The organism is Corynebacterium antarcticum (assembly GCF_016595285.2).
Lineage (GTDB): Bacteria > Actinomycetota > Actinomycetes > Mycobacteriales > Mycobacteriaceae > Corynebacterium > Corynebacterium antarcticum.
Window position 1 is genome coordinate 304,665 of the sequence record NZ_JAENIP020000002.1, and the last position, 20,758, is coordinate 325,422.

The 20,758-nt window shown below is 68.1% G+C and carries 21 protein-coding genes; 18 read left to right on the forward strand and 3 right to left on the reverse strand.

The annotated features are described in order from the left end of the window. The first annotated feature begins 22 nt into the window (after window positions 1–22). The gene (locus JIM95_RS05535; RefSeq protein ID WP_410170753.1) at window positions 23–1,183 is read left to right on the forward strand and encodes a UDP-N-acetylmuramate dehydrogenase; all 1,161 of its coding nucleotides are present in this window, start codon (window positions 23–25) and stop codon (window positions 1,181–1,183) included. A gap of 62 nt (window positions 1,184–1,245) precedes the next feature. Here JIM95_RS05535 and JIM95_RS05540 read toward each other — a convergent pair whose 3' ends face one another. Beyond that, window positions 1,246–2,997 carry a long-chain-fatty-acid--CoA ligase gene (locus JIM95_RS05540; protein ID WP_200257885.1) on the reverse strand — a complete coding sequence of 584 codons (1,752 nt, stop codon included), beginning with the start codon at window positions 2,995–2,997 and terminating at the stop codon, window positions 1,246–1,248. Window positions 2,998–3,255: 258 nt separating this feature from the next. On the opposite strand from JIM95_RS05540, the gene mshA reads away from it, so the two are divergent. From mshA to JIM95_RS05560, 4 genes are all read left to right on the forward strand, one after another. After that, a complete protein-coding gene (mshA, locus tag JIM95_RS05545) occupies window positions 3,256–4,518 on the forward strand; it encodes a D-inositol-3-phosphate glycosyltransferase (protein WP_200258605.1) in 1,263 nt (420 codons plus the stop codon). A gap of 99 nt (window positions 4,519–4,617) precedes the next feature. After that, entirely contained in the window at window positions 4,618–5,364 is a 747-nt protein-coding gene (locus JIM95_RS05550) for a phosphoglyceromutase (protein ID WP_200257884.1), read from the forward strand. Between the two features lie 54 nt (window positions 5,365–5,418). Further along, window positions 5,419–6,660, forward strand: coding sequence for a sensor histidine kinase (locus tag JIM95_RS05555; RefSeq protein WP_200258599.1), 1,242 nt, complete (start codon window positions 5,419–5,421; stop codon window positions 6,658–6,660). Then, complete coding sequence (locus JIM95_RS05560) at window positions 6,657–7,343, forward strand: response regulator transcription factor (protein ID WP_200257883.1); 687 nt, start codon at window positions 6,657–6,659, stop codon at window positions 7,341–7,343. Before JIM95_RS05555 ends, JIM95_RS05560 begins: the two co-directional genes overlap by 4 nt. On the opposite strand, the gene JIM95_RS05565 is transcribed toward JIM95_RS05560, so the two are convergent. Next, window positions 7,325–8,311, reverse strand: coding sequence for a DUF3109 family protein (locus JIM95_RS05565; protein ID WP_200257882.1), 987 nt, complete (start codon window positions 8,309–8,311; stop codon window positions 7,325–7,327). The genes JIM95_RS05560 and JIM95_RS05565 overlap by 19 nt on opposite strands. Window positions 8,312–8,344: 33 nt before the next feature. Between JIM95_RS05565 and JIM95_RS05570 the strand changes: the two genes are divergently transcribed. From JIM95_RS05570 to JIM95_RS05610, 9 genes are all read left to right on the forward strand, one after another. After that, complete coding sequence (locus JIM95_RS05570; protein ID WP_200257881.1) at window positions 8,345–9,292, forward strand: Ppx/GppA family phosphatase; 948 nt, start codon at window positions 8,345–8,347, stop codon at window positions 9,290–9,292. Continuing rightward, window positions 9,289–10,344 carry a hypothetical protein gene (locus JIM95_RS05575; protein WP_200257879.1) on the forward strand — a complete coding sequence of 352 codons (1,056 nt, stop codon included), beginning with the start codon at window positions 9,289–9,291 and terminating at the stop codon, window positions 10,342–10,344. The genes JIM95_RS05570 and JIM95_RS05575 overlap by 4 nt, the downstream gene beginning before the upstream one ends. Before the next feature lie 69 nt (window positions 10,345–10,413). Then, a complete protein-coding gene (gene proC, locus JIM95_RS05580) occupies window positions 10,414–11,265 on the forward strand; it encodes a pyrroline-5-carboxylate reductase (RefSeq protein WP_200257877.1) in 852 nt (283 codons plus the stop codon). Window positions 11,266–11,510: 245 nt separating this feature from the next. Next, a complete protein-coding gene (locus JIM95_RS05585; protein WP_200257875.1) occupies window positions 11,511–11,702 on the forward strand; it encodes a helix-turn-helix domain-containing protein in 192 nt (63 codons plus the stop codon). Window positions 11,703–12,032: 330 nt separating this feature from the next. Next, entirely contained in the window at window positions 12,033–12,134 is a 102-nt protein-coding gene (locus tag JIM95_RS05590; RefSeq protein WP_003855542.1) for a 30S ribosomal protein bS22, read from the forward strand. A 185-nt stretch (window positions 12,135–12,319) separates the two neighbouring features. After that, window positions 12,320–13,393, forward strand: coding sequence for a Fe2+-enterobactin ABC transporter substrate-binding protein (gene fepB / locus JIM95_RS05595; RefSeq protein ID WP_200257873.1), 1,074 nt, complete (start codon window positions 12,320–12,322; stop codon window positions 13,391–13,393). Window positions 13,394–13,401: 8 nt separating this feature from the next. Then, on the forward strand, window positions 13,402–14,484 hold the full coding sequence (locus JIM95_RS05600; RefSeq protein ID WP_200257868.1) for a FecCD family ABC transporter permease: 1,083 nt from the start codon (window positions 13,402–13,404) through the stop codon (window positions 14,482–14,484). Continuing rightward, entirely contained in the window at window positions 14,481–15,545 is a 1,065-nt protein-coding gene (locus JIM95_RS05605; protein WP_200257867.1) for a FecCD family ABC transporter permease, read from the forward strand. Before JIM95_RS05600 ends, JIM95_RS05605 begins: the two co-directional genes overlap by 4 nt. Then, on the forward strand, window positions 15,542–16,336 hold the full coding sequence (locus tag JIM95_RS05610) for an ABC transporter ATP-binding protein (RefSeq protein WP_272493669.1): 795 nt from the start codon (window positions 15,542–15,544) through the stop codon (window positions 16,334–16,336). Before JIM95_RS05605 ends, JIM95_RS05610 begins: the two co-directional genes overlap by 4 nt. Window positions 16,337–16,343: 7 nt before the next feature. Here the strand turns inward: JIM95_RS05610 and JIM95_RS05615 are convergent, their stop codons facing one another. After that, window positions 16,344–17,390 (reverse strand): HAD-IB family hydrolase, encoded by a 1,047-nt coding sequence (locus tag JIM95_RS05615; RefSeq protein WP_200257866.1) that lies wholly within the window; start codon window positions 17,388–17,390, stop codon window positions 16,344–16,346. An 88-nt stretch (window positions 17,391–17,478) separates the two neighbouring features. Between JIM95_RS05615 and JIM95_RS05620 the strand changes: the two genes are divergently transcribed. The 4 genes from JIM95_RS05620 (at window position 17,479) to JIM95_RS05635 (ending at window position 20,726) form a co-directional block, all read left to right on the forward strand. Beyond that, window positions 17,479–17,751, forward strand: a complete 273-nt coding sequence (locus JIM95_RS05620) for a glutaredoxin family protein (RefSeq protein WP_200257865.1) — start codon at window positions 17,479–17,481, stop codon at window positions 17,749–17,751. Between the two features lie 136 nt (window positions 17,752–17,887). Beyond that, window positions 17,888–19,270 (forward strand): glutamyl-tRNA reductase, encoded by a 1,383-nt coding sequence (locus tag JIM95_RS05625; protein ID WP_200257863.1) that lies wholly within the window; start codon window positions 17,888–17,890, stop codon window positions 19,268–19,270. 134 nt (window positions 19,271–19,404) lie between these two features. Further along, entirely contained in the window at window positions 19,405–20,310 is a 906-nt protein-coding gene (gene hemC, locus JIM95_RS05630; protein WP_200257861.1) for a hydroxymethylbilane synthase, read from the forward strand. A gap of 2 nt (window positions 20,311–20,312) precedes the next feature. After that, window positions 20,313–20,726 (forward strand): hypothetical protein, encoded by a 414-nt coding sequence (locus tag JIM95_RS05635; RefSeq protein WP_234034573.1) that lies wholly within the window; start codon window positions 20,313–20,315, stop codon window positions 20,724–20,726. Window positions 20,727–20,758 lie beyond the last annotated feature (32 nt).

Below are 20,758 nucleotides of genomic sequence, written 5' to 3' on the forward strand. Positions count from 1 at the left end.
GGTTAAGACTACCGTTAAGAGGGTGTCCCTTTCATCGCTGACCCACAGATTCAACGAACTCCACGACGCTCTCCGGGGGGTTGACGGGATCCGCTTCGCCGACGACTTCCGGTTCTCCGACGCCACGACCCTGCACCTGGGCGGCCGTCCGGTGGGCGCCGTGCACTGTGCGACCCCGGACGCTCTCGCCACCGCGGTCTCACGCGCCGATTCCCTGGACCTCCCGCTGCTCGTCGTCGGTGGTGGCTCGAACCTGGTCGTCGCCGACGGAGACCTGCCCCTCATCGCCGTTGCCGTGGACTGCTCGGAGATCGACATCGACACCGACACCGGATTCCTGCGGGCGGACGCGGGAGCCGTGTGGGACGACGTCGTCTCGGCATCGATCGATGCGGGACTCGGCGGCATCGAGTGTCTCTCCGGAATCCCCGGCAGCGCCGGTGCGACGCCGGTCCAGAATGTCGGCGCGTACGGCGCGGAGATCGCCGATGTGCTCACCCGCGTTCTCCTCCTCGATCGGGCGACCGGCACCGTGGAATGGGTGTCCGCGGGCGCCCTCGATCTCGGCTACCGGACCTCGAACCTGAAGCACACCGGCAGGGGGGTCGTGCTCGCGATCGAACTGCAGCTGCGCACCGACGGATTGAGCGCACCGCTACGGTTCGGGGAGCTCGCCAGGCGCCTCGGTGTCACCGCCGCCGACGCCGGAGCCCCGGGCACCGTGCGCCGACCGGCGTCGGCGGTCCGGGACGCGGTCCTCGAGCTCCGCCGCGGAAAGGGCATGGTCCACGACCCCGCAGACCATGACACCTGGTCCGCGGGTTCCTTCTTCACCAATCCCGTCATCGCCACCGCGGACGCCGCGGCGGTCCGTGACGCCGTGGCCCGGTTGCACGGCGCAGCCGTCGCCGACGCGATGCCCTGTTACCCGGCGGGCGAGGGGCACTCCAAGCTCTCCGCGGCGTGGCTCATCGAGCGCGCCGGGTTCGTCAGGGGGTACCCGGGGCCGGAAGCATCTGTCCGCCTGTCCACCCTGCACACCCTCGCACTGACCAACCGGGGTGGGGCGACGACGGCTGATCTCGTCGGTCTGGCCCGGGAGGTCCGCGCGGGGGTCCGGGATGCGTTCGGGGTCACCCTGCACCCGGAACCCGTCTGGGTCGGGGTCGACATCGACGGGTGAGCCGCCCACCCGGGCCCGGGTGCCCGCGAACCCGAACGGCCCACCGGTCCGCCTGTCGGCGGCTACCTGGACCGCTTCTCCTCGGCCTCCTTCAGCGCCTTCTTCTCCGCCTCGCTGCCGTAGCGTTCGACGAGCTGATCACGGACCTCCCTGCGGCGGATCTTGCCGATCTGGTCCCGCGGCATCTCGTCGAAGTGGTAGAACCGGCGGGGAACCTTGTACCTGGTCAGCATCTCGCGGCAGTGTTCCTTCAGGCCCTCCGGGTCGAGGGCCGCCCCCTCCGTGAGGGTGATCGCGGCGACCACGGACTCCGAGCCGTCGGAGCGGGGCATGCCCACCACGGTGGCGTCGGCGACATCCGGGTGCGCCATCAGCGCCTCCTCCACCTCTCCCGGGTAGACGTTGAAACCACCCGTGATGATGACCTCCTTGATGCGTGCCACCAGGCGGATGAAACCGTCCGGTTCCATGACTCCGACATCGCCGGTGCAGTACCAGCCGTCGTGGAAGGACTTCTCGGTCGCCTCCGGCTGGTTGAGGTAGCCCTGGAACACCTGGGGCCCGCGGACGAGTACTTCGCCCTCTTGGCCGTCCGGCATCGTCACGTCGAGGTTGTCGGGGTCCGCGATACGGACCTCGGTGTCGGGGAACGGAATCCCGACATATCCGGGTCGACGGGTCGGGGTCATCGGGTTGCCCACGATGATCGGTGACGTCTCCGTCAGGCCGTACCCCTCGACGAGCAGGCCGCCGGTGTAGCGTTCCCACCGTTCGACGGTGCGGGTGGGCAGGGTGGACGCTCCGCAGAAGCTGTTCCGGACGCCCGAGATGTCGATCCCGGCGGTCTCCGCGGCCTCGACGATGCGCTCGTAGAGCGCCGGGACACCGGGGAGCCAGGTCGGCGTGTTCTTCTTCATCACCTTCATGATGAGTTTCAGATCGGGGGCGGGCAGCAGGATGATCTCGCCGCCGATGAAGACACCGAGCGTGACGTTCATGGTCAGGCCGTACGCGTGGAACATCGGCAACGCCGCGAGGAGCACCTCGTCCTTGTCCCCGAGCCCGGGTACCCAGTGCTTGCCCTGGATGATGTTGGCCACGAGGTTGCCGTGGCTGAGCTGTGCCCCCTTCGGCGCGCCGGTCGTGCCTGAGGTGTAGAGGATGAGGGCGATGTCGTCCTTCGTGGTCTCCGGATCCTCGAGATTGCGACCGTCACCCCCGATGGCCTGTCCGATGAGTGCCTCCCAGGGCACCGTGTTGGGTGCGTCCCCGGTCAGGCGGTCGCGCATCTTGTGGATCACCGGGAGCGGAAGCTTCAGCAGGAGCTGCTGGCTGCGGGGCATCGCCTCGATCATGTTGACGCTGATGATCGTCTCGAGCTGGGTGCGACCCCGGAGCTTCTCCAGGGTGCCGGAGGTCTTGTCCCAGCAGATCGCGACCCGGGCGCCGTGGTCGTTGAACGGGTGCTCCAGCTCGTGGGCCGTGTAGAGGGGGTTGTGCTCCACCACGGTGGCACCGAGTTTCAGCACCGCGTAGAAGGCGATGATGTGCTGCGGGCAGTTCGGCATCAGGAGGGCGACCCGGTCCCCGGGACGGACACCGAAGGCCCGGAGTCCCGCGGCCGCCCGGCGCACCTGACGGTCGAGGTCGTTGTAGGACTGGGTCCGACCGAAGAAACGGGTGGCGTTCTTGTCGCCGTTGACCGCCAGATTGTTGTTGTAGTGGTCGATCAGCGTCGCGTCACCGTACTCGAGATTGTGCGGTGTCCAGTCCGCGTAGTGATCGAGCCAGGCTTTTGATTCAAGTGCCGACATGGTGTCCCTTCGTAGGAATATGTGCTCACCGGCGGGGGATCGTGCGCACCACCCGAAGCGGTGCCGACGCTTCGGGTGGTGGCCGGGAGCAGGCTGGGGGCATCATGATCCAGTCTTCCGTCGGGGTCCCCTCCCGACCGGTTGAGAGAGCGTCAGTGCCATTCGAGTATAGCGCCGAAAGATGAGTGTTCACTCGGGTTCCCGGTCGTGCCGGGTACGGGTGGGGCGGGGAGATCGGGGGAGATTAGGATGGCCGTCATGCGCGTCGCGATGATCTCCATGCACACGTCCCCGCTTCAGCAGCCCGGCAGCGGGGACGCCGGCGGGATGAACGTCTACATCGCCTCGACCGCCCGGCAGCTCGCCAGAGAGGGAATCTCGGTGGACGTGTTCACCCGGGCCACCCGGCCCAGCCAGGGGGAGGTGGTCGAGGTGGAACCCAACCTCCGGATCATCAACGTCGTCGCCGGCCCCTACGAGGGGCTGGACAAGGAGGCGCTGCCGACACAGCTGGCCGCGTTCGCCGGGGGAATTCTGCTGTTCGCCCGCTGTGCGGCACTCAGCTACGACGTGATCCACTCCCACTACTGGCTGTCCGGTCAGGTCGGATGGCTGCTCCGGGACGTGTGGCAGGTTCCCCTGGTGCACACCGCGCACACGCTCGCGGCGGTGAAGAACGAACACATCAGCGCCGAGGACTCGCCGGAATCTGAGGCCCGCCGCATCTGTGAGCAGCAGATAGTGGACAACGCGGACCAGCTGGTCGTCAACACCCGCGAGGAGGCGCTGAACCTGGAGTGCCACTACGACGCGGTACCGGACTCGATCACCGTCATCCCGCCGGGCGCCGACACCGAACTGTTCACCCCGGGCACGGAACGGGCCACCGAACGCTGCCGCCGTGAACTCGGGATTCCGTTGCACGCGAAGGTCGTCGCCTTCGTCGGCCGGTTGCAGGAGTTCAAGGGGCCGCAGGTCCTGATCCGGGCTGTGGCGGAGCTGCTCCGGAGGGATCCCCACCGCAACCTCCGGGTCATCATCTGCGGCGGACCGTCCGGCCGCTCGGCGACCCCCGAACAGTACCGCGAACTCGCGGAGGACCTCGGTGTCGCACGCCGGATCAGGTTCCTCGATCCCCGGCCCCCGGAGGAACTGGTCACCGTCTACCGGGCGGCGGACGTTGTCGCGGTCCCCAGCTACAACGAGTCCTTCGGTCTCGTTGCGGTCGAGGCGCAGGCGGCGGGCACCCCGGTCGTCGCGGCGCGGGTCGGAGGCCTCCCTATCGCCGTCGCCGACGGGAAGAGCGGTGTCCTGGTCGATTCACATGACGCGTCGGCGTGGGCGGATGCCCTCGCCGGTCTGCTCGACGACGATGCGGTGCGGATCGCGATGGGCGAGGCTGCGGTGGGCCACGCGGCGGAATTCAGCTGGCCGCGGACCGCGGCGAATCTCGCGGAACTCTACCGCGGGGTCATCGAGCACACCCCGGGGCGGTGCTACTCACGGCGGGCGGCCGGGTGACACCGTCACCGGTGACCCCCGTGTGAACTTCCGGTGAATCCTGCCGGGGTTTCCGGCCACCGTCGGCACGATCACGCCCGGCGTGGAACAATGGACGGTATGAATACCGGAAAGCTAATTCTGCTCCGCCACGGCCAGAGCCAGTGGAACGCCTCGAACCAGTTCACCGGGTGGGTGGACGTCGACCTGACCGACAAGGGTCGCGCCGAAGCCCGTCGCGGTGGTGAACTGCTGCGCGAGAACGACATTCTCCCGGACGTGGTCTACACATCACTGCAGCGTCGCGCCATCAACACGGCCAACATCGCCCTTGATGCCGCAGACCGGCACTGGATCCCCGTCGTGCGCGACTGGCGCCTCAACGAGCGCCACTACGGCGCCCTCCAGGGCCTGAACAAGGCCGAGACGAAGGACAAGTACGGCGAGGAACAGTTCATGGCGTGGCGTCGTTCGTACGACACCCCGCCGCCGGCCCTCGACGCGGACGCCGAGTTCTCCCAGGCGCACGACCCGCGCTACGCCGATCTCGACAAGGTACCGGACACCGAGTGCCTCAAGGACGTCGTCGCGCGCTTCGTTCCGTACTTCACCGAGGAGATCCTGCCCCGCGCACTGGCCGGCGAGACCGTTCTGCTGGCCGCGCACGGCAACTCCCTGCGTGCCCTGGTCAAGCATCTCGACGGCATCTCCGACGAGGACATCGCGGGCCTGAACATCCCCACCGGCATCCCGCTGGTCTACGAGCTCGATGAGAAGGGCAACGTCCTCAACCCGGGCGGAACCTACCTCGATCCCGAGGCCGCCGCGGCGGGCGCCGCGGCTGTCGCCGCCCAAGGCGGTAAGTGACCGGACGGATCTGGTCCGAGAAGTCGATGATCTGAAGGTAGACGGTAGGTGTCTCTGTCTGTGTGGGCGGGGTTCGCCGGCGGTGTGATCCTCACGCTGTGGGCGGCCCCCGCCGTTGAGTTCCTCCGGCAGCGACTCCGGACGAAACGCTCCGCGGCGACCCTCGCGGAGCACCAGGTGACCACGGTCTCCCAGGTCCTGCACCTCGCGGTGCAGGGTTCCCCGACGGCGGTGACCGTCGTCGGGCGCGGGGGAGACGTGGTCCTCTCCAATTCCCGGGCCCACGAGATGGGGATCGTGCACGAACGGTCCCTGAACGAGAAGGTCTGGGCGTGCGTCGGCGATGTCTTCGAGGACCGCGAGCCCCGCTCCATCGATCTCGCCGGCCCGGCGAAACGATCAGGCAGCCGTGTGATGGCCGTTCAGGCCGTCGTCAAGCCCCTCACCCGGGCCGACTCCCGGTTCGTCATCGTCTACGGCACGGACGAATCGGAGAACGTCCGGATGGAATCCGCGCGCCGGGACTTCGTCGCCAACGTCTCGCATGAGCTCAAGACCCCGGTGGGTGGCATGGCGCTGCTCGCCGAGGCGTTGATCGAATCCGCGGATGATCCGGAATCGGTCAGCTATTTCGGTGGGCGCCTGACCAAGGAGGCTCACCGGCTCGCCGACATGATCAATGAGCTGATCTCCCTGTCCAAGCTCCAGGGTGCCGAGAAGCTCCCGGGAATGGAACCGGTGTCCGTTGATGAGGTCATCGGGGAGGCGCTCACGCGCAATGAACTCGCCGCGGAGAATGCCGGCATCACCCTGATCCGGGGGGCGGACACCGGCGTACAGGTCGACGGTGATGTGAGTTTGCTCACGACCGCCGTGTCGAATCTGATCGGCAACGCCATCAACTACTCACCCTCGGAGACCACTGTCTCGGTCTCCCAGAAGATCACCGACGACGGCTCGGAGGTCCATATCCGGGTGACCGACCGGGGGATCGGCATCGCCCCGGAGGACCAGAAGCGTGTGTTCGAGCGGTTCTTCCGGGTCGACAAGGCCCGGTCCCGTTCGACCGGCGGGACGGGGCTGGGCCTGGCGATCGTCAAACATGTCGCCGCGAATCACGGAGGTTCGATCACCCTCTGGTCCCGACCGGGGACCGGCTCCACATTCACGCTCATTCTCCCGGTTCACCGGGATCGTGGTGACGAGCCTCCCGATGACGTCGAGCTCACCGGGGCCATTGACCTGAAGAAGAAACCGGCGCCCCTGCGCGCCCGCAGAAAGGACCGTGCAACATGACCCGTATCCTGCTGGTCGAGGACGAGGAATCGTTGGCAGACCCGTTGGCGTTTCTCCTGAAGAAGGAGGGTTTCGACGTCGTCATCGCGTCTGACGGGCCCACCGCTCTGGTGGAGTTCGAGCGGAACGAGATCGACATCGTCCTGCTCGACCTCATGCTGCCGGGAATGTCCGGGACCGACGTGTGCAGGCGGTTGCGTTCGATGTCGTCCGTTCCCGTCATCATGGTCACCGCCCGGGACTCGGAGATCGACAAGGTGGTCGGCCTCGAGCTGGGTGCCGACGACTACGTGACCAAGCCCTACTCGTCCCGGGAACTCATCGCCCGGATTCGCGCGGTGCTGCGGAGGGGTGGCGACGTCGACGACGATGGTGGGGACACCCAGGTGCTCTCCGCCGGAAGGGTCCGCATGGACGTCGAACGGCACACCGTGGCCGTCGACGGTGTGGAGGTCGCCATGCCGCTCAAGGAATTCGACCTGCTCGAGTACCTGCTCCGGAACACCGGGCGGGTGCTCACCCGGAGCCAGCTCATCGACCGGGTCTGGGGAGCCGACTACGTCGGCGACACCAAGACCCTGGATGTCCACGTGAAGCGGCTGCGCGCCAAGATCGAGGAGGAGCCCTCCCGTCCGCGGTACCTGGTCACGGTCCGGGGGCTGGGTTACAAGTTCGAGGACTGACGCGACTCACCCTCGGCGGCCTCCCGCCGGGCCGCCACGGTCGCCGGGTGGGGAGACCCGAACGGCGTGTCCGGGGTGAAGCCCGAGTCTCGGAGTGCATCGACGGCGGCCCGCCGCGCGCCGCAGTGCCCGGCGAGAATCGCGTAGGAGTCCTCACCCATCAGGGCGATCAGTTCCTGCCGGTGGCTCAACCAGACCGGTTGCGACGAGGTGTGACACGCCGGAGATGTGGTGCAGTACCAGTCGAAGTCCTCGCCTCCCTCACCCCAGCCGCGGCGCGTGTACTCGGTGATCGTGGTGCGCAGGATCTCGGTGCCGTCGCCACGGTCCTCCCAGTCCTCGAGCCTCCGCAGCGGAAGCTGCCAGCAGACCTCCGGTTTCACCACCGTCAGGTCCTCCCCGGTCGCGGCTCCCCACTGGTGCAGTGCACACCCCGCGCCGGTCGCCCAGCCCGCCCGGTTCGCGAAGATGCAGGCGCCGTTGGTCACCACCGTCTTCAGGGCTGGTTCGGGCTCCCCGTCGTCCCCGTCGAGTTCATCCCACTCCAACCACGGCTCGATCGTACCCGGCTCTCCGCCCTCAGCACACTCCCTGAGCCAGTCGTCGACGCCGTCGGGGCGGAGCTGCCAGAAATCCGCGGGCATCCGGGAGACGGCGTCGAGGAGCTGCTCCCGATCCTCCTCATCGCAGAGGAAGGCGCCGTGCACGCAGCACCCGACATCGGGTGAGTCCGCGTCGATTCCCTGGCATGTTCCCGTGCCGAACTGGCAGCTGTAGTGCGATTCCAGCCACGTGAGATCGATGGAGAAGACGTGCTCCGGATCGTTCGGATCCGTGAACTCGAACCATTCGCGGGGGAAGTCCGGTGGCAGCTCCGTTCCGGCGCGGATCGACGCGGCGGCCGGTGAGCTGGCCGGGAAACCCAGTTGCACCGGCCGCGACACGGATTCGGTCTGCGGGCAATTCACACCTGCCTACGCTAGACCGTCTACCCTGGGGATGTGAGATTAGGTGTATTGGACGTCGGAAGTAACACGGTCCATCTTGTGGTGGTGGACGCCCGTGCGGGCGGCCGCCCCACCGCGATGAGCGACTGGAAGACCACCATGCGGCTCGTCGAGTACCTCGACAAAGCCGGTGCCATCAACGAAAAGGGCGTTAAACGCCTGGTCAAGGGTGTCTCAGAGGCCGCGGAGCTCACCGAGCAGCTCAACTGCGAGGACATTCTCCCCTTCGCCACGTCCGCCATCCGTTCCGCCACCAACGGCCAGGACGTGATCGACACCGTCGAGCGCGAGACGGGTGTCCGGTTGGAGGTCCTCTCCGGTGAGGATGAGGCGAAACTGACGTTCCTCGCTGTGCGTCGCTGGTACGGCTGGTCCACCGGGAGGATCACCAATCTCGACATCGGGGGCGGCTCCCTGGAGCTGTCCACCGGAACCGACGAGGTACCGGACGCCGCGTTCTCCCTGGACCTCGGCGCCGGACGCCTGACCCACCAGTGGTTCGACACGGACCCGCCACAGCGCAAGACGGTCAACGTGCTGCGTGACTTCATCGACGCGGAGCTCCTCGAGCCCGCCAAGGTGATGAAGCGATGCGGGCCCGCTGAACTCGCGGTGGGAACCTCCAAGACATTCCGTACCCTCGCGAGACTCACCGGTGCGGCGCCCTCCTCGGCCGGGCCGCGGGTGAAGCGTACTCTGACTGCTCCGGGCCTCCGTCAGCTCATCGCCTTCATCTCCCGGATGACCGCCGCGGATCGTGCTGAGCTGGAGGGGGTCAGTTCCGACAGGTCCCACCAGATCGTGGCGGGTGCTTTGGTTGCGGAAGCGGCCATGCGTGCGCTTGGCTTGGAGCAACTGGAGATCTGCCCCTGGGCGCTCCGCGAGGGAGTGATCCTGCGCCGCACGGAACAGGGCATGGACTATGAAAGGACGCGCACATGAGCGAGAAGAAACTCACCGTCGCGGAGCTGATGGCGCGCGCCGCAGCAGAGGAGGGCCGGGAGGACACCCCCAGGCCCCGTCGGCGCCGTCGTCGCAGCCTCGATGAGGGCGGAGTCTCCGTCGCCGAGCTGACGGGGTCCATTCCCGCCGTGGATTCGAAGCCGGCTGAGAGCCGCCACTCCAGTGTCCCGTTGGATGATGCGGACCGGGCCGCGGATGAGACCCCGACCGGGCCGCAGACCGTCGCCCGGCACAGCTCGCCCGTCGTCGGGGAGACGGAGGGCCCCACAGCGGTTCCCACCCGCTCCGATGCCGGCGAAGACGACGTCACACCGTCCACCGGTGACGCAGATGTCCCCGGCGGGGTCGACGCCGGTGAGGCTCCGGCGACCGCGTCCACCGCACCCACCGACGTTCCCCGGAAGGATTCGGCGGACGCCGCCGACGCCGCTCCGGAGGCCACCCGCCCCAGCTCTGATGAGACGGTCGTCCTGTCGGTGGTCACCGATGAGGATCCGGTCCGGCTGACCACCGGTGAGTTCCCCCAGATCACCCCGCGTCAGGTTCAGCAGGAGCGGGCGAAGGATCCGGCGCCGGAGGTCCCTCCGGCGACCGGGGACGCCCCGGTGGCCGTGCCTGACGAGGATGCCGTCAACGAAGCGCGTACCCCCGCCGTCAACGAGGTTCCCCCCACGACCGAGATGACCGCCGTCGCCACTGAGGAGCCGGAACCGCGGTCCCCGGTGGCCCCCGAAGACGCCGGTGTCGCCCAGGAGGGACAGGACGGCGCGGCGGAGCAGGGAAAGGTCTCCGTCGCGGCGGTCTTCGGGATGATCCTGCTGGGGCTCATCGTCGGAGTCGCGCTCTTCTTCGGTTTCGAGAAGTTGTGGGGCCACTTCAACACCGCGGTCACCGCGGTGCTCGCGATCGCGGTGACCGGCGGCATCATCGGCATCGTCCATGCGCTCAGGACAGAGCGGGATGGCCTGTCCATGTTCCTCGCGGGCCTCGCGGGCCTCGCCGTCACCTTCGGTCCGCTCCTCACCGCCTGACGTTCCGTCGCGCCCGCTCCTGTGGGGTGACCGATGCGGACCGGGGGCGTTCATGGCAGGGTGGAGGCCATGACGAAGATTGCTGTAATCGGTGGAGGAAAGATCGGCGAGGCGCTGGTCTCGGGTCTCGTGAACGGTGGTGTGTCCCCCAAGGACGTCCACGTCTCGAATCGACGCCCGGAGCGTGGACGGGAGTTGACCGATGAATACGGGATCATCGACTTCACGGACAACCGCCAGGCCATCGACGGGATCGATGTGGTGTTTCTCTGTGTGAAACCGAAGGACACCGTGGCGGTCCTCGCCGAACTATCGGACACCATCGACAACAATGCCGAGGACACCACCGTGATCTCCATGGCCGCGGGTGTCCCTCTGAGGAGTCTCGAGGATGTCGTGTCCGCCGGGACCCCGGTCGTCCGCGTCATGCCGAACACCCCGATGCTCGTCGGGCGCGGGATGTGCGCGGTGGCCGCTGGTCGCTTCGTCAGCGATGACCAGCTGGACCAGGTGTCCGAGCTCCTCGACACCGTCGGCGACGTTGTCGTGGTCGAGGAGAACCAGATGGATGCGGTGACCGCCATGTCGGGGTCGTCCCCGGCCTACCTGTTCCTCGTCGCGGAGGCGATGATCGACGGTGGGGTGAATCTCGGGCTGCCCAGGGAACTCGCGGCGCAGCTCGCCGTGTCCACGCTGACCGGTGCGGCCCACATGATGCTCGAGGGGGATCTCGGGCCTTCGGAGCTGCGTGCCAACGTCTGTTCACCCGGGGGTACGACGATCGCGGCGATCCGTGTGCTGGAGGAGCACGGGATCCGTGCCGCGTTCTACCGTGCTACCCAGGCGTGTGCGCAGCGGTCCGCGGAGATCGGCCGCATGAGTGCCGGTTCTCCGTCGGGTTCCGACGACGATGAGGGCTAGAGCCAGATTCCGAGTGCAGGGGTCGTCGGTGGGTGTGCCCGGCGGGGTGGACTCTCGTCCTCCGCCCCTCCCTTGACCAGTGACGACGTGGGGAACCCCGGTTCGGCCCCCGTGCCCGCTGAAATATTCGGCAACTCAGGTCGCAACAGTCACAGGGTTCACGGTAGGCTTATCAGAGCACGTGCGTGACCGATCTGCAGGAGGGGAAGCCTGCAGCGCGCCACGGGCTGAAGGGTTGAATGAATATGGCACATGAAGAAAACGGAACCTTTTTGACCGTCGCCGAGGTCGCGGAGATCATGCGCGTTTCCAAGATGACGGTTTACCGCCTGGTCCACTCCGGTGATTTGCCGGCGGTCCGGGTGGGGCGTTCGTTCCGCGTCCATGAGAAGGCGGTCAATGACTACCTTGATTCCTCCTACTACAACGTGGGCTGACGCTTTTCGCCGGTTCCCGTCCGAGGAGGAGAAATCCGACCCCGTGTCCCTGGTTTCCAGGGTCTACGGGGCCGGATTTTTTTGTGCTCGCCCGTCACCCCGGTATGATGGTTGCATTCGTGCCTGCGAACGTTTTCGGTGACCGTCGTTCCGACGGTGGTCGGCCGTCATCCGGAGAAGCCGGGATTGTTCCGGAATTCGGTTGATGGGTCACCCCGGGTGTGACGGCGGTGTCCGGTGGACTGAAAGTGCACTCGGCCCCGCGACCGCACGCCGGAGACAGTGGGCAGGGTATGTACATACACCTACGAGCAAAAGCGAGGACACCCAATGGGTTCAGTCATCAAGAAGCGCCGCAAGCGCATGTCGAAGAAGAAGCACCGCAAGATGCTCCGCCGTACCCGCGTTCAGCGCAGGAAACTCGGCAAGTAGGCCACTGGCCCGCTCGCGACCGGCCCGCTCCCGTAACATCCCGGGTGCGCGGCCGGTTTTCCGTGTGCGTCCGAGGTGGTTCCCGGTGTCTCCGCCCCCGACGACCATTTGAGAGTAAGGTTGCACTCGAATTTGACAGGCTCTCCTAACCGGAGGGAAACCGAATGAATGGGAGATTCAACCGCATGACATCGACATCCACACGCAACCGGCAGCCACTCCGGGGGATGCTCCGTGTCGGCGCTACCACGGTGGTGCTCGCACTGGGGCTCGCCGCATGCAACTCCTCAGTCGAGGAGACCGACAGTGCCGCGGACGGCACCCGGGCGACGACCGTTGCGGAGACCTCCGCCACGGGGGAGGCCACCGCCGAGGCATCGTGGCCGCGGATGATCGACGCCGTCAACGGTGAGGTCGAGATTCCGTCCCAACCCGAACGCATCGTGTCCACCTCCGTCACCCTCACCGGCAGCCTCCTGGCCATCGACGCCCCTGTCGTGGCTTCCGGGGCAGGCCAGCCCGACACCCCGTTCTCCGATAGTCAGGGCTTCTTCAAGCAGTGGGCTTCCGTGGCTGAGGATCGTGGCGTCAATCCGCTGTACACCAAGGAACCAGATCTCGAGGCCATTCTCGCCGAGAAGCCGGACCTCGTCCTCGTCGCCGCCACTGGCCGCGATTCCGCGGTCGATCTCGTCGATCAGCTGTCCCCTGTCGTCCCGACGGTCGTGATCGACTACGGTGACAAGACCTGGGAGGACGTCACCCGTCAGCTCGGTGAGATCACCGGCCACGAGAAGCAGGCGGACAAGGCACTCAACGACTTCGACTCCCTCGTCGCAGAGGTCGCCGATGCCATCACCCTGCCGGAACAGCCCGTGAACACGATGGTCTACCTGCCTGACGGCAAGGGAGCGAACGTATTCACCGACGAGGCCGCGCAGAACCGCCTGCTGGCGTCCCTCGGCTTCGAGATCGCACCGATCCCCGACTCGGTCAAGGGCAACGAGTCCAAGGGCAAGCGCAGCGACATCGTGAAGGTCTCCGGGGAGAACCTCCCCGTCGCCATGAACGGTGAAACGGTTCTGCTCGCCGCCGCCGCAGACAAGCTCGTGCCCACCGTTCTCGCGGATCCCGCGCTCGCCGGGACCGCAGCCGTCCAGAACGAGCGCGTCTACGCTCTCGGCGCCGACACCTTCCGACTGGACTACTTCTCCGCCACAGACATGGTCGAGAAGATCCGGGAGCTCTTCGCCTCCTGATCCCCGGCATGAATTCCTCCTCCACGACCCACGCTCCGCCCGCACGCCAGGTCCAGCCCGGCAGCGGGCGGTTCGTGCTGGTGATACTCCTGCTCATCGGTGTGCTCACGGGCAGCGCTCTGGTGAGCCTCACGGTCGGCTCCCGGGTGAATGCGGTCGGGGAGGCGCTCCACCGGATCCCCGGTGCGCTCGAGTATCTCCTCGACCCCACGATCGCCGCCGGCGACGTCGATGAACTCACGGTCCTGATCGGTACCTACCGGCTACCCCGCACGATCCTCGCGGTCCTCTGCGGTGCCGCGCTGGGTGCCGCGGGTGCGATCATCCAGGGGCACACCAGGAATCCGCTCGCGGATCCCGGAATCCTCGGAATCAACGCGGGCGCCGCGGCCGCCGTGGTCACGGTGATCGGTGGCGGTGTCGCGACGAGCGCCTCGGGTTACGTCTACCCGGCGATGGCCGGGTGTGCGGCGGTCACGATCCTCATCTTCCTGTTGTCTTCCGGAGGGCCGGCCGCGGCGAACCCGGTGACGGTCATTCTCGCCGGCGTAGCGGTCAGTGCGCTCCTCATGGCCTACGTTCACCTGATGGTGCTGTCCAGCGACATGGTCCTGGACCAGATGCGACTCTGGGCGACGGGTTCCCTGGCCGGCCGCCGGATGGACGTGGTCACCGCCACGGCACCGGTCATCGTCGTCGGTCTCGTGCTCGCACTCACCCAGGCACCGGGGCTCAACCTCATCGCCCTCGGGACGACGACGGCAGCCAGCCTCGGTCTTCCCGTGACCCGGGTCCGCGTCCTTGGGCTGGCGACCGTGGCGATGCTCGGTGGTGCGGCGACAGCCGCAGCCGGGCCCCTGTCCTTCGTCGGCCTCGCGGCGCCGCACATGATGCGCACCCTCGCCGGGCCCGACTACCGGAGGATCATCCCCGGGGCGGCGGTGGCGGGAGCGATCCTGACGCTCTGGGCGGACATGGCCGGCCGCGTGATGGCCAGGCCCGACGAAATGGCCATGGGTATAGTTCTGGCGCTCGTCGGGGTTCCGGTGTTCATCCTGCTCGTGCGCAGGCGGACGGTGGTGGGACTGTGAGCGGGATCAGGGCCTTCCGCGCCGGGGGGATCTCCGTCGTCTGGCGGCCGCGTCCCCTGCTCATCGGACTCCTGCTCATCGGGCTCGGTGTCGTGGTGTTCACCGTCGGGCTCGGACTGGGAAGCTACCCGCTCGCACCGGCGGACGTGTGGCGCATCCTCCTCGGCCGCGGAACGGAGATCGAACGCACCATCGTCTGGGACCTGCGGCTCGGCAGAGCCGTCGTCGCTCTGCTCGTGGGCGCGTGCCTCGGGTTCTCCGGGGCACTGACCCAGACACTGGCCCGGAACCCGTTGGCCAGCCCAGACATCCTCGGGGTCACACACGGCGCGAGTTTCGCCGCCGTCAGCGTCATCGCCTTCGCCGGCACCGGTGGTGTCCTGGGGCAGGGGACCAGCCTGCTCCTCGGATCCGTCGGGCTGACGCTCACCGCGGTGATCGGGGCGCTCGGTACCGCTGTGGCGGTGTGGTTCCTGGTCGGCCGGGAACGCAACAACATGCTGAGCCTCGTGTTGATCGGCGTCGCCGTCTCCATGTTCCTGGGTGCCGTGAACACGTGGATCATCGCCCGCACCACCCTGGAACGGGCGGCCGCCGCGCAACTCTGGCTCACCGGCTCGCTCAACGGGCGGGACTTCGCCCACGCCTGGGCCCCGGCCGCGGTCCTCCTGGCCGCCACACTCGCCGCCGGATGGCTCGCCTTCGTCCTCGGTGCGCTGGCACTGGGGCCCGCCACGGCGCACACCCTCGGACACCACGTCACCGTGGCGCAGGCCGCGCAGCTGCTCACCGCGGTGGTCCTCGCCGCCGTCGCGGTCAGCGCCGCCGGCCCCATCGGCTTCGTCGCCTTCGTCACCCCCCAGATCGCCCGGATCGCGGCAGGTTCAGCGACCCCGCCGCTCGTGCTCTCGGCACTGACCGGGGCCGTGACGGTCGCGGCCGCGGATCTCGCTGCGCGGGCGATCCTCCCGTGGGAGGTTCCCGTCGGGATCGTGACCGCACTTGCCGGTGCGCCGGTACTGCTCTGGATGATCGTCTCCCTCAACCGGAAAGGACAATGATGTCCCCGAACGGCGAATTCCGACTCCGGGCCCGCGGGTTGACCGCGGGGTACGGGGACACGGAGATCCTGCACGGCATCGACACCGACATCCCCGCGGGCCGGATCACCGCGTTGATCGGGCCGAACGGCTGTGGGAAGTCGACGCTGCTGTCCTGCTTCTCCACGCTGCTGCCCTACCGGGGCGGTGTGCTGCTCGATGACCGTGATCTGCGCTCGGTACCCAGGCGGGAACGGGCGAGGCTTATCGCCCTGCTGCCGCAGCAGCCCACCGCACCGGACGGGCTCACCGTCGCGCAGCTCGTCGCGCGCGGCAGGCACCCGCACCAGACGTGGTGGAGCCAGTGGTCCACCCGCGACGAGGCCGAGGTCGGTCGCGCGCTGGAGACCACCGGCGTACCCGATCTCGTGGCGCGGACCCTCGACCAGCTGTCCGGCGGCCAGCGGCAACGGGTGTGGATCGCTATGACCCTCGCGCAGGACACCCCCACGCTCCTGCTCGACGAGCCGACGACCTATCTCGATCTCGCGCACAGCATCGACGTGCTCTCCCTGGTGCGCAGGCTCTGCGACGAGGAGGGAAAGACGATCGTCATGGTCCTGCACGACCTGAACATGGCGGTCCGGTACGCCGATCACCTGCTCGTCATGGGGGAGGGGCGGATCGCGGCGTCGGGAACACCGGACGAGGTGATGGGCGCCGGTCTGCTGCGGGACGTGTTCGGACTCGATGCCCGCGTGGTCCCCGACCCGGTCACCGGTGGGCCGATGATCGTCCCGGAGCTGTCCTAGGGGCGGGTCAGCTGCGCTTGACCCACTTCCAGCCGAGGACGCTGAACCCGGCACCCACCAGGGCCGGGACGCCGAAGGTCCGGACGGCCTTGCGCAGGCTGCGGTAGTCGCGGATCTCCCAGCCACGCTTCTCCGCTTCCCTCCGGAGATCGGAATCCGGGTTGATGGCGACGGCGGTGCCCACCATCGACAGCATCGGGACATCGTTGATGCTGTCCGAGTAGGCGGCGCAACGCTCCAGTTCGAGGCCCTCCACCGCAGCGAGCGCGGCGACGGCGTGCCTCTTGCCGGGGCCGTGCAGGATGTCGCCGACGAGACGGCCGGTGAACTTCCCGTCCTTCACCTCGGCGACGGTGCCGAGTGCGCCGGTGAAACCGTACCTGCGGGCCAGGATCTGGGCGAGCTGCACCGGGGTGGCGGACACCAGCCACACCTGGTGTCCCGCGGCCAGGTGCGTCTCCGCGAGTTCGCGGGTCCCGGGCCAGATCTTCTCCGACATGTGGGTGTCGACGATCTCCTCGCACAGCTCCACGAGCTCCGCCACGTCGCGCCCCTTGATGAACTCCAGGGCCTGCTGCCGGCCCTCCGCGACATCCTCGGCGTTCTCCGAACCGGTCACCCTGAACTTGACCTGCTTCCAGATCACGGGCAGGACCTCTCCTACCCGGAAGTAGCGTTTGCGGGCCAGTCCGAGGGCGAACACGAGGATCGACGCACCCTGGATCAGGGTGTTGTCGACGTCGAAGAACGCCGCGGTACCGGCATCCTGCTGGATGTCGGGGTCAGGGGCGTTGACGTGGTTGGACCCCGCGGCCTCGAAGGCTCCGGACACCGAGGCTATCCCCGAGGTGAAGTCCTCGAGTTCGAGATCGAACGCCTGCGCGATGGCTGCCGCGGCCGCGGCCTCGCCGGCGGCCCGCTGGGTCGACTCGTCGACCGGGGGTAGTGCGGTGTCCTCCAGGAAACGTCGCAGATTGCCTCGGGAGGCGGACCAGGTGGCGAGGAAATCCTCGGGGCTGCCGGGGATGCCGTCATCGGGGGTGGAAGTGCTCACGCGCGTCGGATGCCTTTTCGTCGGTGGATCGTGCAGTATCGTCTCCAATCGTAGGGCACCCGACGGGGTATCCGGCTCCCCGGTGGGAATGCTCGACGACCGATCTCGGGATGGAGGCGCCGTGAGTGGGCACACTGTCGAGTTGATGGTGCGTGAGGGTTGCGGGTCATGTGTGCGTGTCGCGACACAGATAGCGCCCGTTGTGGGGGAGGCCGGAGGGGTACTCGAACTACGGGACGTGGACACGGACCCAGAGCTGGCGATGGAGTACGGTGACCGGGTTCCCGTCGTGGTCATCGATGGTGAGGAGTTCGCCTGCTGGGAGGTCGACGATGACGAGTTAGCGCAGGCTTTGTTGTAGTAACGGGACAAGCGGGCTACTTTTGAGCGAAGATGACGCGGGGTGTACCGCGGGGTCAACCTTTCGATTGATACCTAATCAAACGATGGTGTCCCACCAGTGGCAACAGAGCAGCGAAAGCAGTGAGGTGTACAGCATGAGCGTCCTCGTGGTCGGCATGTCGCACCGGTCGGCCCCCGTGGCTGTCCTCGAACAGGTCAGCATGAACGACGACGCCGCACGCGAGCAGGCGTCCCGGGCACTGATCCGGCGGCCGTCGCTCTCCGAGGCGATGATCGTCTCCACCTGCAACCGCGTCGAGATCTACTGCGTCACCAACAGCTTCCACACCGGCGTCAACGACGTCGTCGAGGTCCTCCACCGCATCTCCGGTGTCGACACCGATGTCCTGCGCCGCTCCCTCTACGTCCGCTACGCCGACGCCGCCGCCGAACACATGCTCGTCGTCACCTCCGGCCTCGACTCCATGGTCGTCGGGGAACAGCAGATCATCGGGCAGGTCCGTGCGTCGTACTCCCAGGCCCGGGAACTCGGTACCGCGGGCCCCACGCTCCACGCCCTCGCGCAGTGTGCGCTGCACACCGGCAAGCGGGTCCACACCGAGACGGACATCGATGACGCCGGCGCCTCCATGGTCTCCTTCGCCTGTTCGGAGGCGGTCCGTCAGCTCGGGCGGGTGGGCCGTGACCGCCCGTTCTCCGGCACCACCGCCATGGTCCTCGGTGCCGGCGTCATGGCATCCCTCGCCGCGACCCACCTCGGTCGCATGGGTGTCGACCGCCTCGTTCTGACGAACCGCACGCGAAGTCGCGCCGAGATTCTCGCCGAGCACTCCCGCGAGGCCGGGGTTCCCGCCCGGGTCGTCGATTTCGACGCCCGCGTCGCCGCTCTCGCGGACGTCGACATCGTCATCTCCGCCACGGGGGCGGACAACTTCACCGTCACGGCCGCCGACGTCCCCACCGGCCGGGACATCACCTTCATCGATCTTTCCCTCCCCCGGGACATCGATGGCGCCGTCGCCGATCTGCCCGGCGTCCGGCTGGTCAACATCGAACGGCTGCACGAGGCCCGCCGCGACACCGACGACGACAGTCAGTCGCACGCCATGCGCATCGTCTCCGAGGAACTCGAGTCCTACTCCTCCGCGCAGCGGATCCGCGATGTCGTCCCGGCGGTCGCCGCACTGCGCCGCCACGCCTCCGACCTCGTCGAGGCGGAGATGGAGCGCCTCGTGCAGCGGACTCCGGCCATGTCGGAATCGGACCGCGAGGAGGTCTCCCGCACCGTCCGCCGCGTCGTCGACAAGCTCCTGCACCAGCCGACGGTGCGGGTGAAGGAACTCGCGGCCCACTCGGGTACCGTCTCCTACGACTCCGCGCTGCAGGAACTCTTCGGACTCACCCCGCCCCAGCCCGCCCGCCCCGTGTCGGTCGCGGCCGTCGACCTGCCCGTCGGGGACACGGGAACCATCACCTCGGTCCGGGCCACCGTCGCGGACACCGTCGCCGGTCCCTGACCGGAATCTGGCTTTGAGGCCGCCGTCGTGGAACGCTGGAGTCAGATTCGGCGGCACCGCTCCCCGCAGCAGGCGGCCCACGACGACATGACGATCCGGTGACGCCGATACGGCGTCGCAGAAAGGCAGCGGCAGTGACCTTCCGCATCGGTACCCGCGGATCCCAGCTGGCGACCACCCAGGCAGGGACCATCCGTGACGCGCTCATCGCAGCCGGCTTCGACGCCGAGCTCACCATCATCACCACCCCCGGCGACCGCTCGCAGGCCCCCGTCGAGCGCATCGGCGTCGGCGTGTTCACCCAGGCACTGCGTGACGCCATGGCCGCCGGAGACTGCGATATGGCGGTGCACTCCTTCAAGGACCTGCCCACCGCTCCCGACCCCCGGTTCCGCCTCGTCGTCCCCCCGCGCGCGGACGCCCGCGAGGCGCTCATCGCCCGCGACGGCCTGACGCTGGATGGCCTCCCCGAGGGGGCCCGGGTGGGGACCTCCGCACCGCGCCGGGTGAGCCAGCTCCGCAGCCTGCGCCCTGACCTCGACATCCGCCCCCTGCGCGGCAACATCGACACCCGGATGGGTCACGTCACCGACGGCCGCCTCGATGCCGTCGTGCTGGCCTACGCGGGGCTCGAACGCACCGGCATGGGGGACCGGGCGACCGAGGTCTTCGCCCCGGACGTCCTGGTTCCCGCACCGGCGCAGGGGGCCCTCGCGGTGGAGTGCAGGCAGTCCGACCCCGGGGCGGTCACCGCCATCGGGACGCTGCTCGATCCGGCCGCCACCGCGTGCGCCGCAGCCGAACGCCGTATCCTCGCCCGACTGGAGGCCGGGTGCACCGCCCCCGTCGCCAGCCACGCCACGATCGACGGTGACCGCATCACCCTGACCGCGGGCGTCTTCGCGCTCGACGGCTCCACCCGACTCGTCGTCTCCGGGACCGCGGACGTCGACCACCACCTCGAACTCGGTGATGATCTCGCCCGACAGCTCCTGGATCGGGGGGCCGTCGACATCATGACGGCCGCCGGGGGCGCCTGACCATGGTCCGGGTGGAGCTGACCGACACCGCACTCACGGTGCGGCTGCACTGGTGGGAGAAGGCCGCGGCGAGACGCAGCAACCTGACCGTTCCCAGGCGTGCGATCCTCGCGGCGCGCCCGCTGCGTAACGCCGCCGCGGCGGTGGAGAGGCCCGCGGGATCGAGCCTCTCCGGAATCGCCATCAACGGCGTGACCCGATCCGGGACGCTCACCGGGCCGGTGGTCCCGGCGGGACGGGGAACCGCCTCGACCTTCGCCGTGTGTCACGGCTCCGAACCGGGGATGGAGATCCTGCTCGACCACCCCACGGTGCAGCGGATCGTGATCGCCACCCCGGAGGCGGAGCAGCTCCTCGCCCGACTGAGCGTCGAACGGGAGCCGGCGGGCGGCCTCTACGGTACGCATTCCCCCTGAAAGCCTCGCTGGTTTTCAACCCTGCCGTCGAT

Bases quoted from the DNA above. Each gene is read 5' to 3' on its own strand.
- JIM95_RS05540 (WP_200257885.1), bottom strand. From the start codon at position 2,997: ATGTCGGCACTTGAATCAAAAGCCTGGCTCGATCACTACGCGGACTGG.
- mshA (WP_200258605.1), top strand. From the start codon at position 3,256: ATGCGCGTCGCGATGATCTCCATGCACACGTCCCCGCTTCAGCAGCCC.
- JIM95_RS05550 (WP_200257884.1), top strand. From the start codon at position 4,618: ATGAATACCGGAAAGCTAATTCTGCTCCGCCACGGCCAGAGCCAGTGG.
- JIM95_RS05560 (WP_200257883.1), top strand. From the start codon at position 6,657: ATGACCCGTATCCTGCTGGTCGAGGACGAGGAATCGTTGGCAGACCCG.
- JIM95_RS05575 (WP_200257879.1), top strand. From the start codon at position 9,289: ATGAGCGAGAAGAAACTCACCGTCGCGGAGCTGATGGCGCGCGCCGCA.
- proC (WP_200257877.1), top strand. From the start codon at position 10,414: ATGACGAAGATTGCTGTAATCGGTGGAGGAAAGATCGGCGAGGCGCTG.
- JIM95_RS05585 (WP_200257875.1), top strand. From the start codon at position 11,511: ATGGCACATGAAGAAAACGGAACCTTTTTGACCGTCGCCGAGGTCGCG.
- JIM95_RS05590 (WP_003855542.1), top strand. From the start codon at position 12,033: ATGGGTTCAGTCATCAAGAAGCGCCGCAAGCGCATGTCGAAGAAGAAG.
- fepB (WP_200257873.1), top strand. From the start codon at position 12,320: ATGACATCGACATCCACACGCAACCGGCAGCCACTCCGGGGGATGCTC.
- JIM95_RS05600 (WP_200257868.1), top strand. From the start codon at position 13,402: ATGAATTCCTCCTCCACGACCCACGCTCCGCCCGCACGCCAGGTCCAG.
- JIM95_RS05610 (WP_272493669.1), top strand. From the start codon at position 15,542: ATGATGTCCCCGAACGGCGAATTCCGACTCCGGGCCCGCGGGTTGACC.
- JIM95_RS05620 (WP_200257865.1), top strand. From the start codon at position 17,479: ATGCTCGACGACCGATCTCGGGATGGAGGCGCCGTGAGTGGGCACACT.
- JIM95_RS05625 (WP_200257863.1), top strand. From the start codon at position 17,888: ATGAGCGTCCTCGTGGTCGGCATGTCGCACCGGTCGGCCCCCGTGGCT.
- JIM95_RS05635 (WP_234034573.1), top strand. From the start codon at position 20,313: ATGGTCCGGGTGGAGCTGACCGACACCGCACTCACGGTGCGGCTGCAC.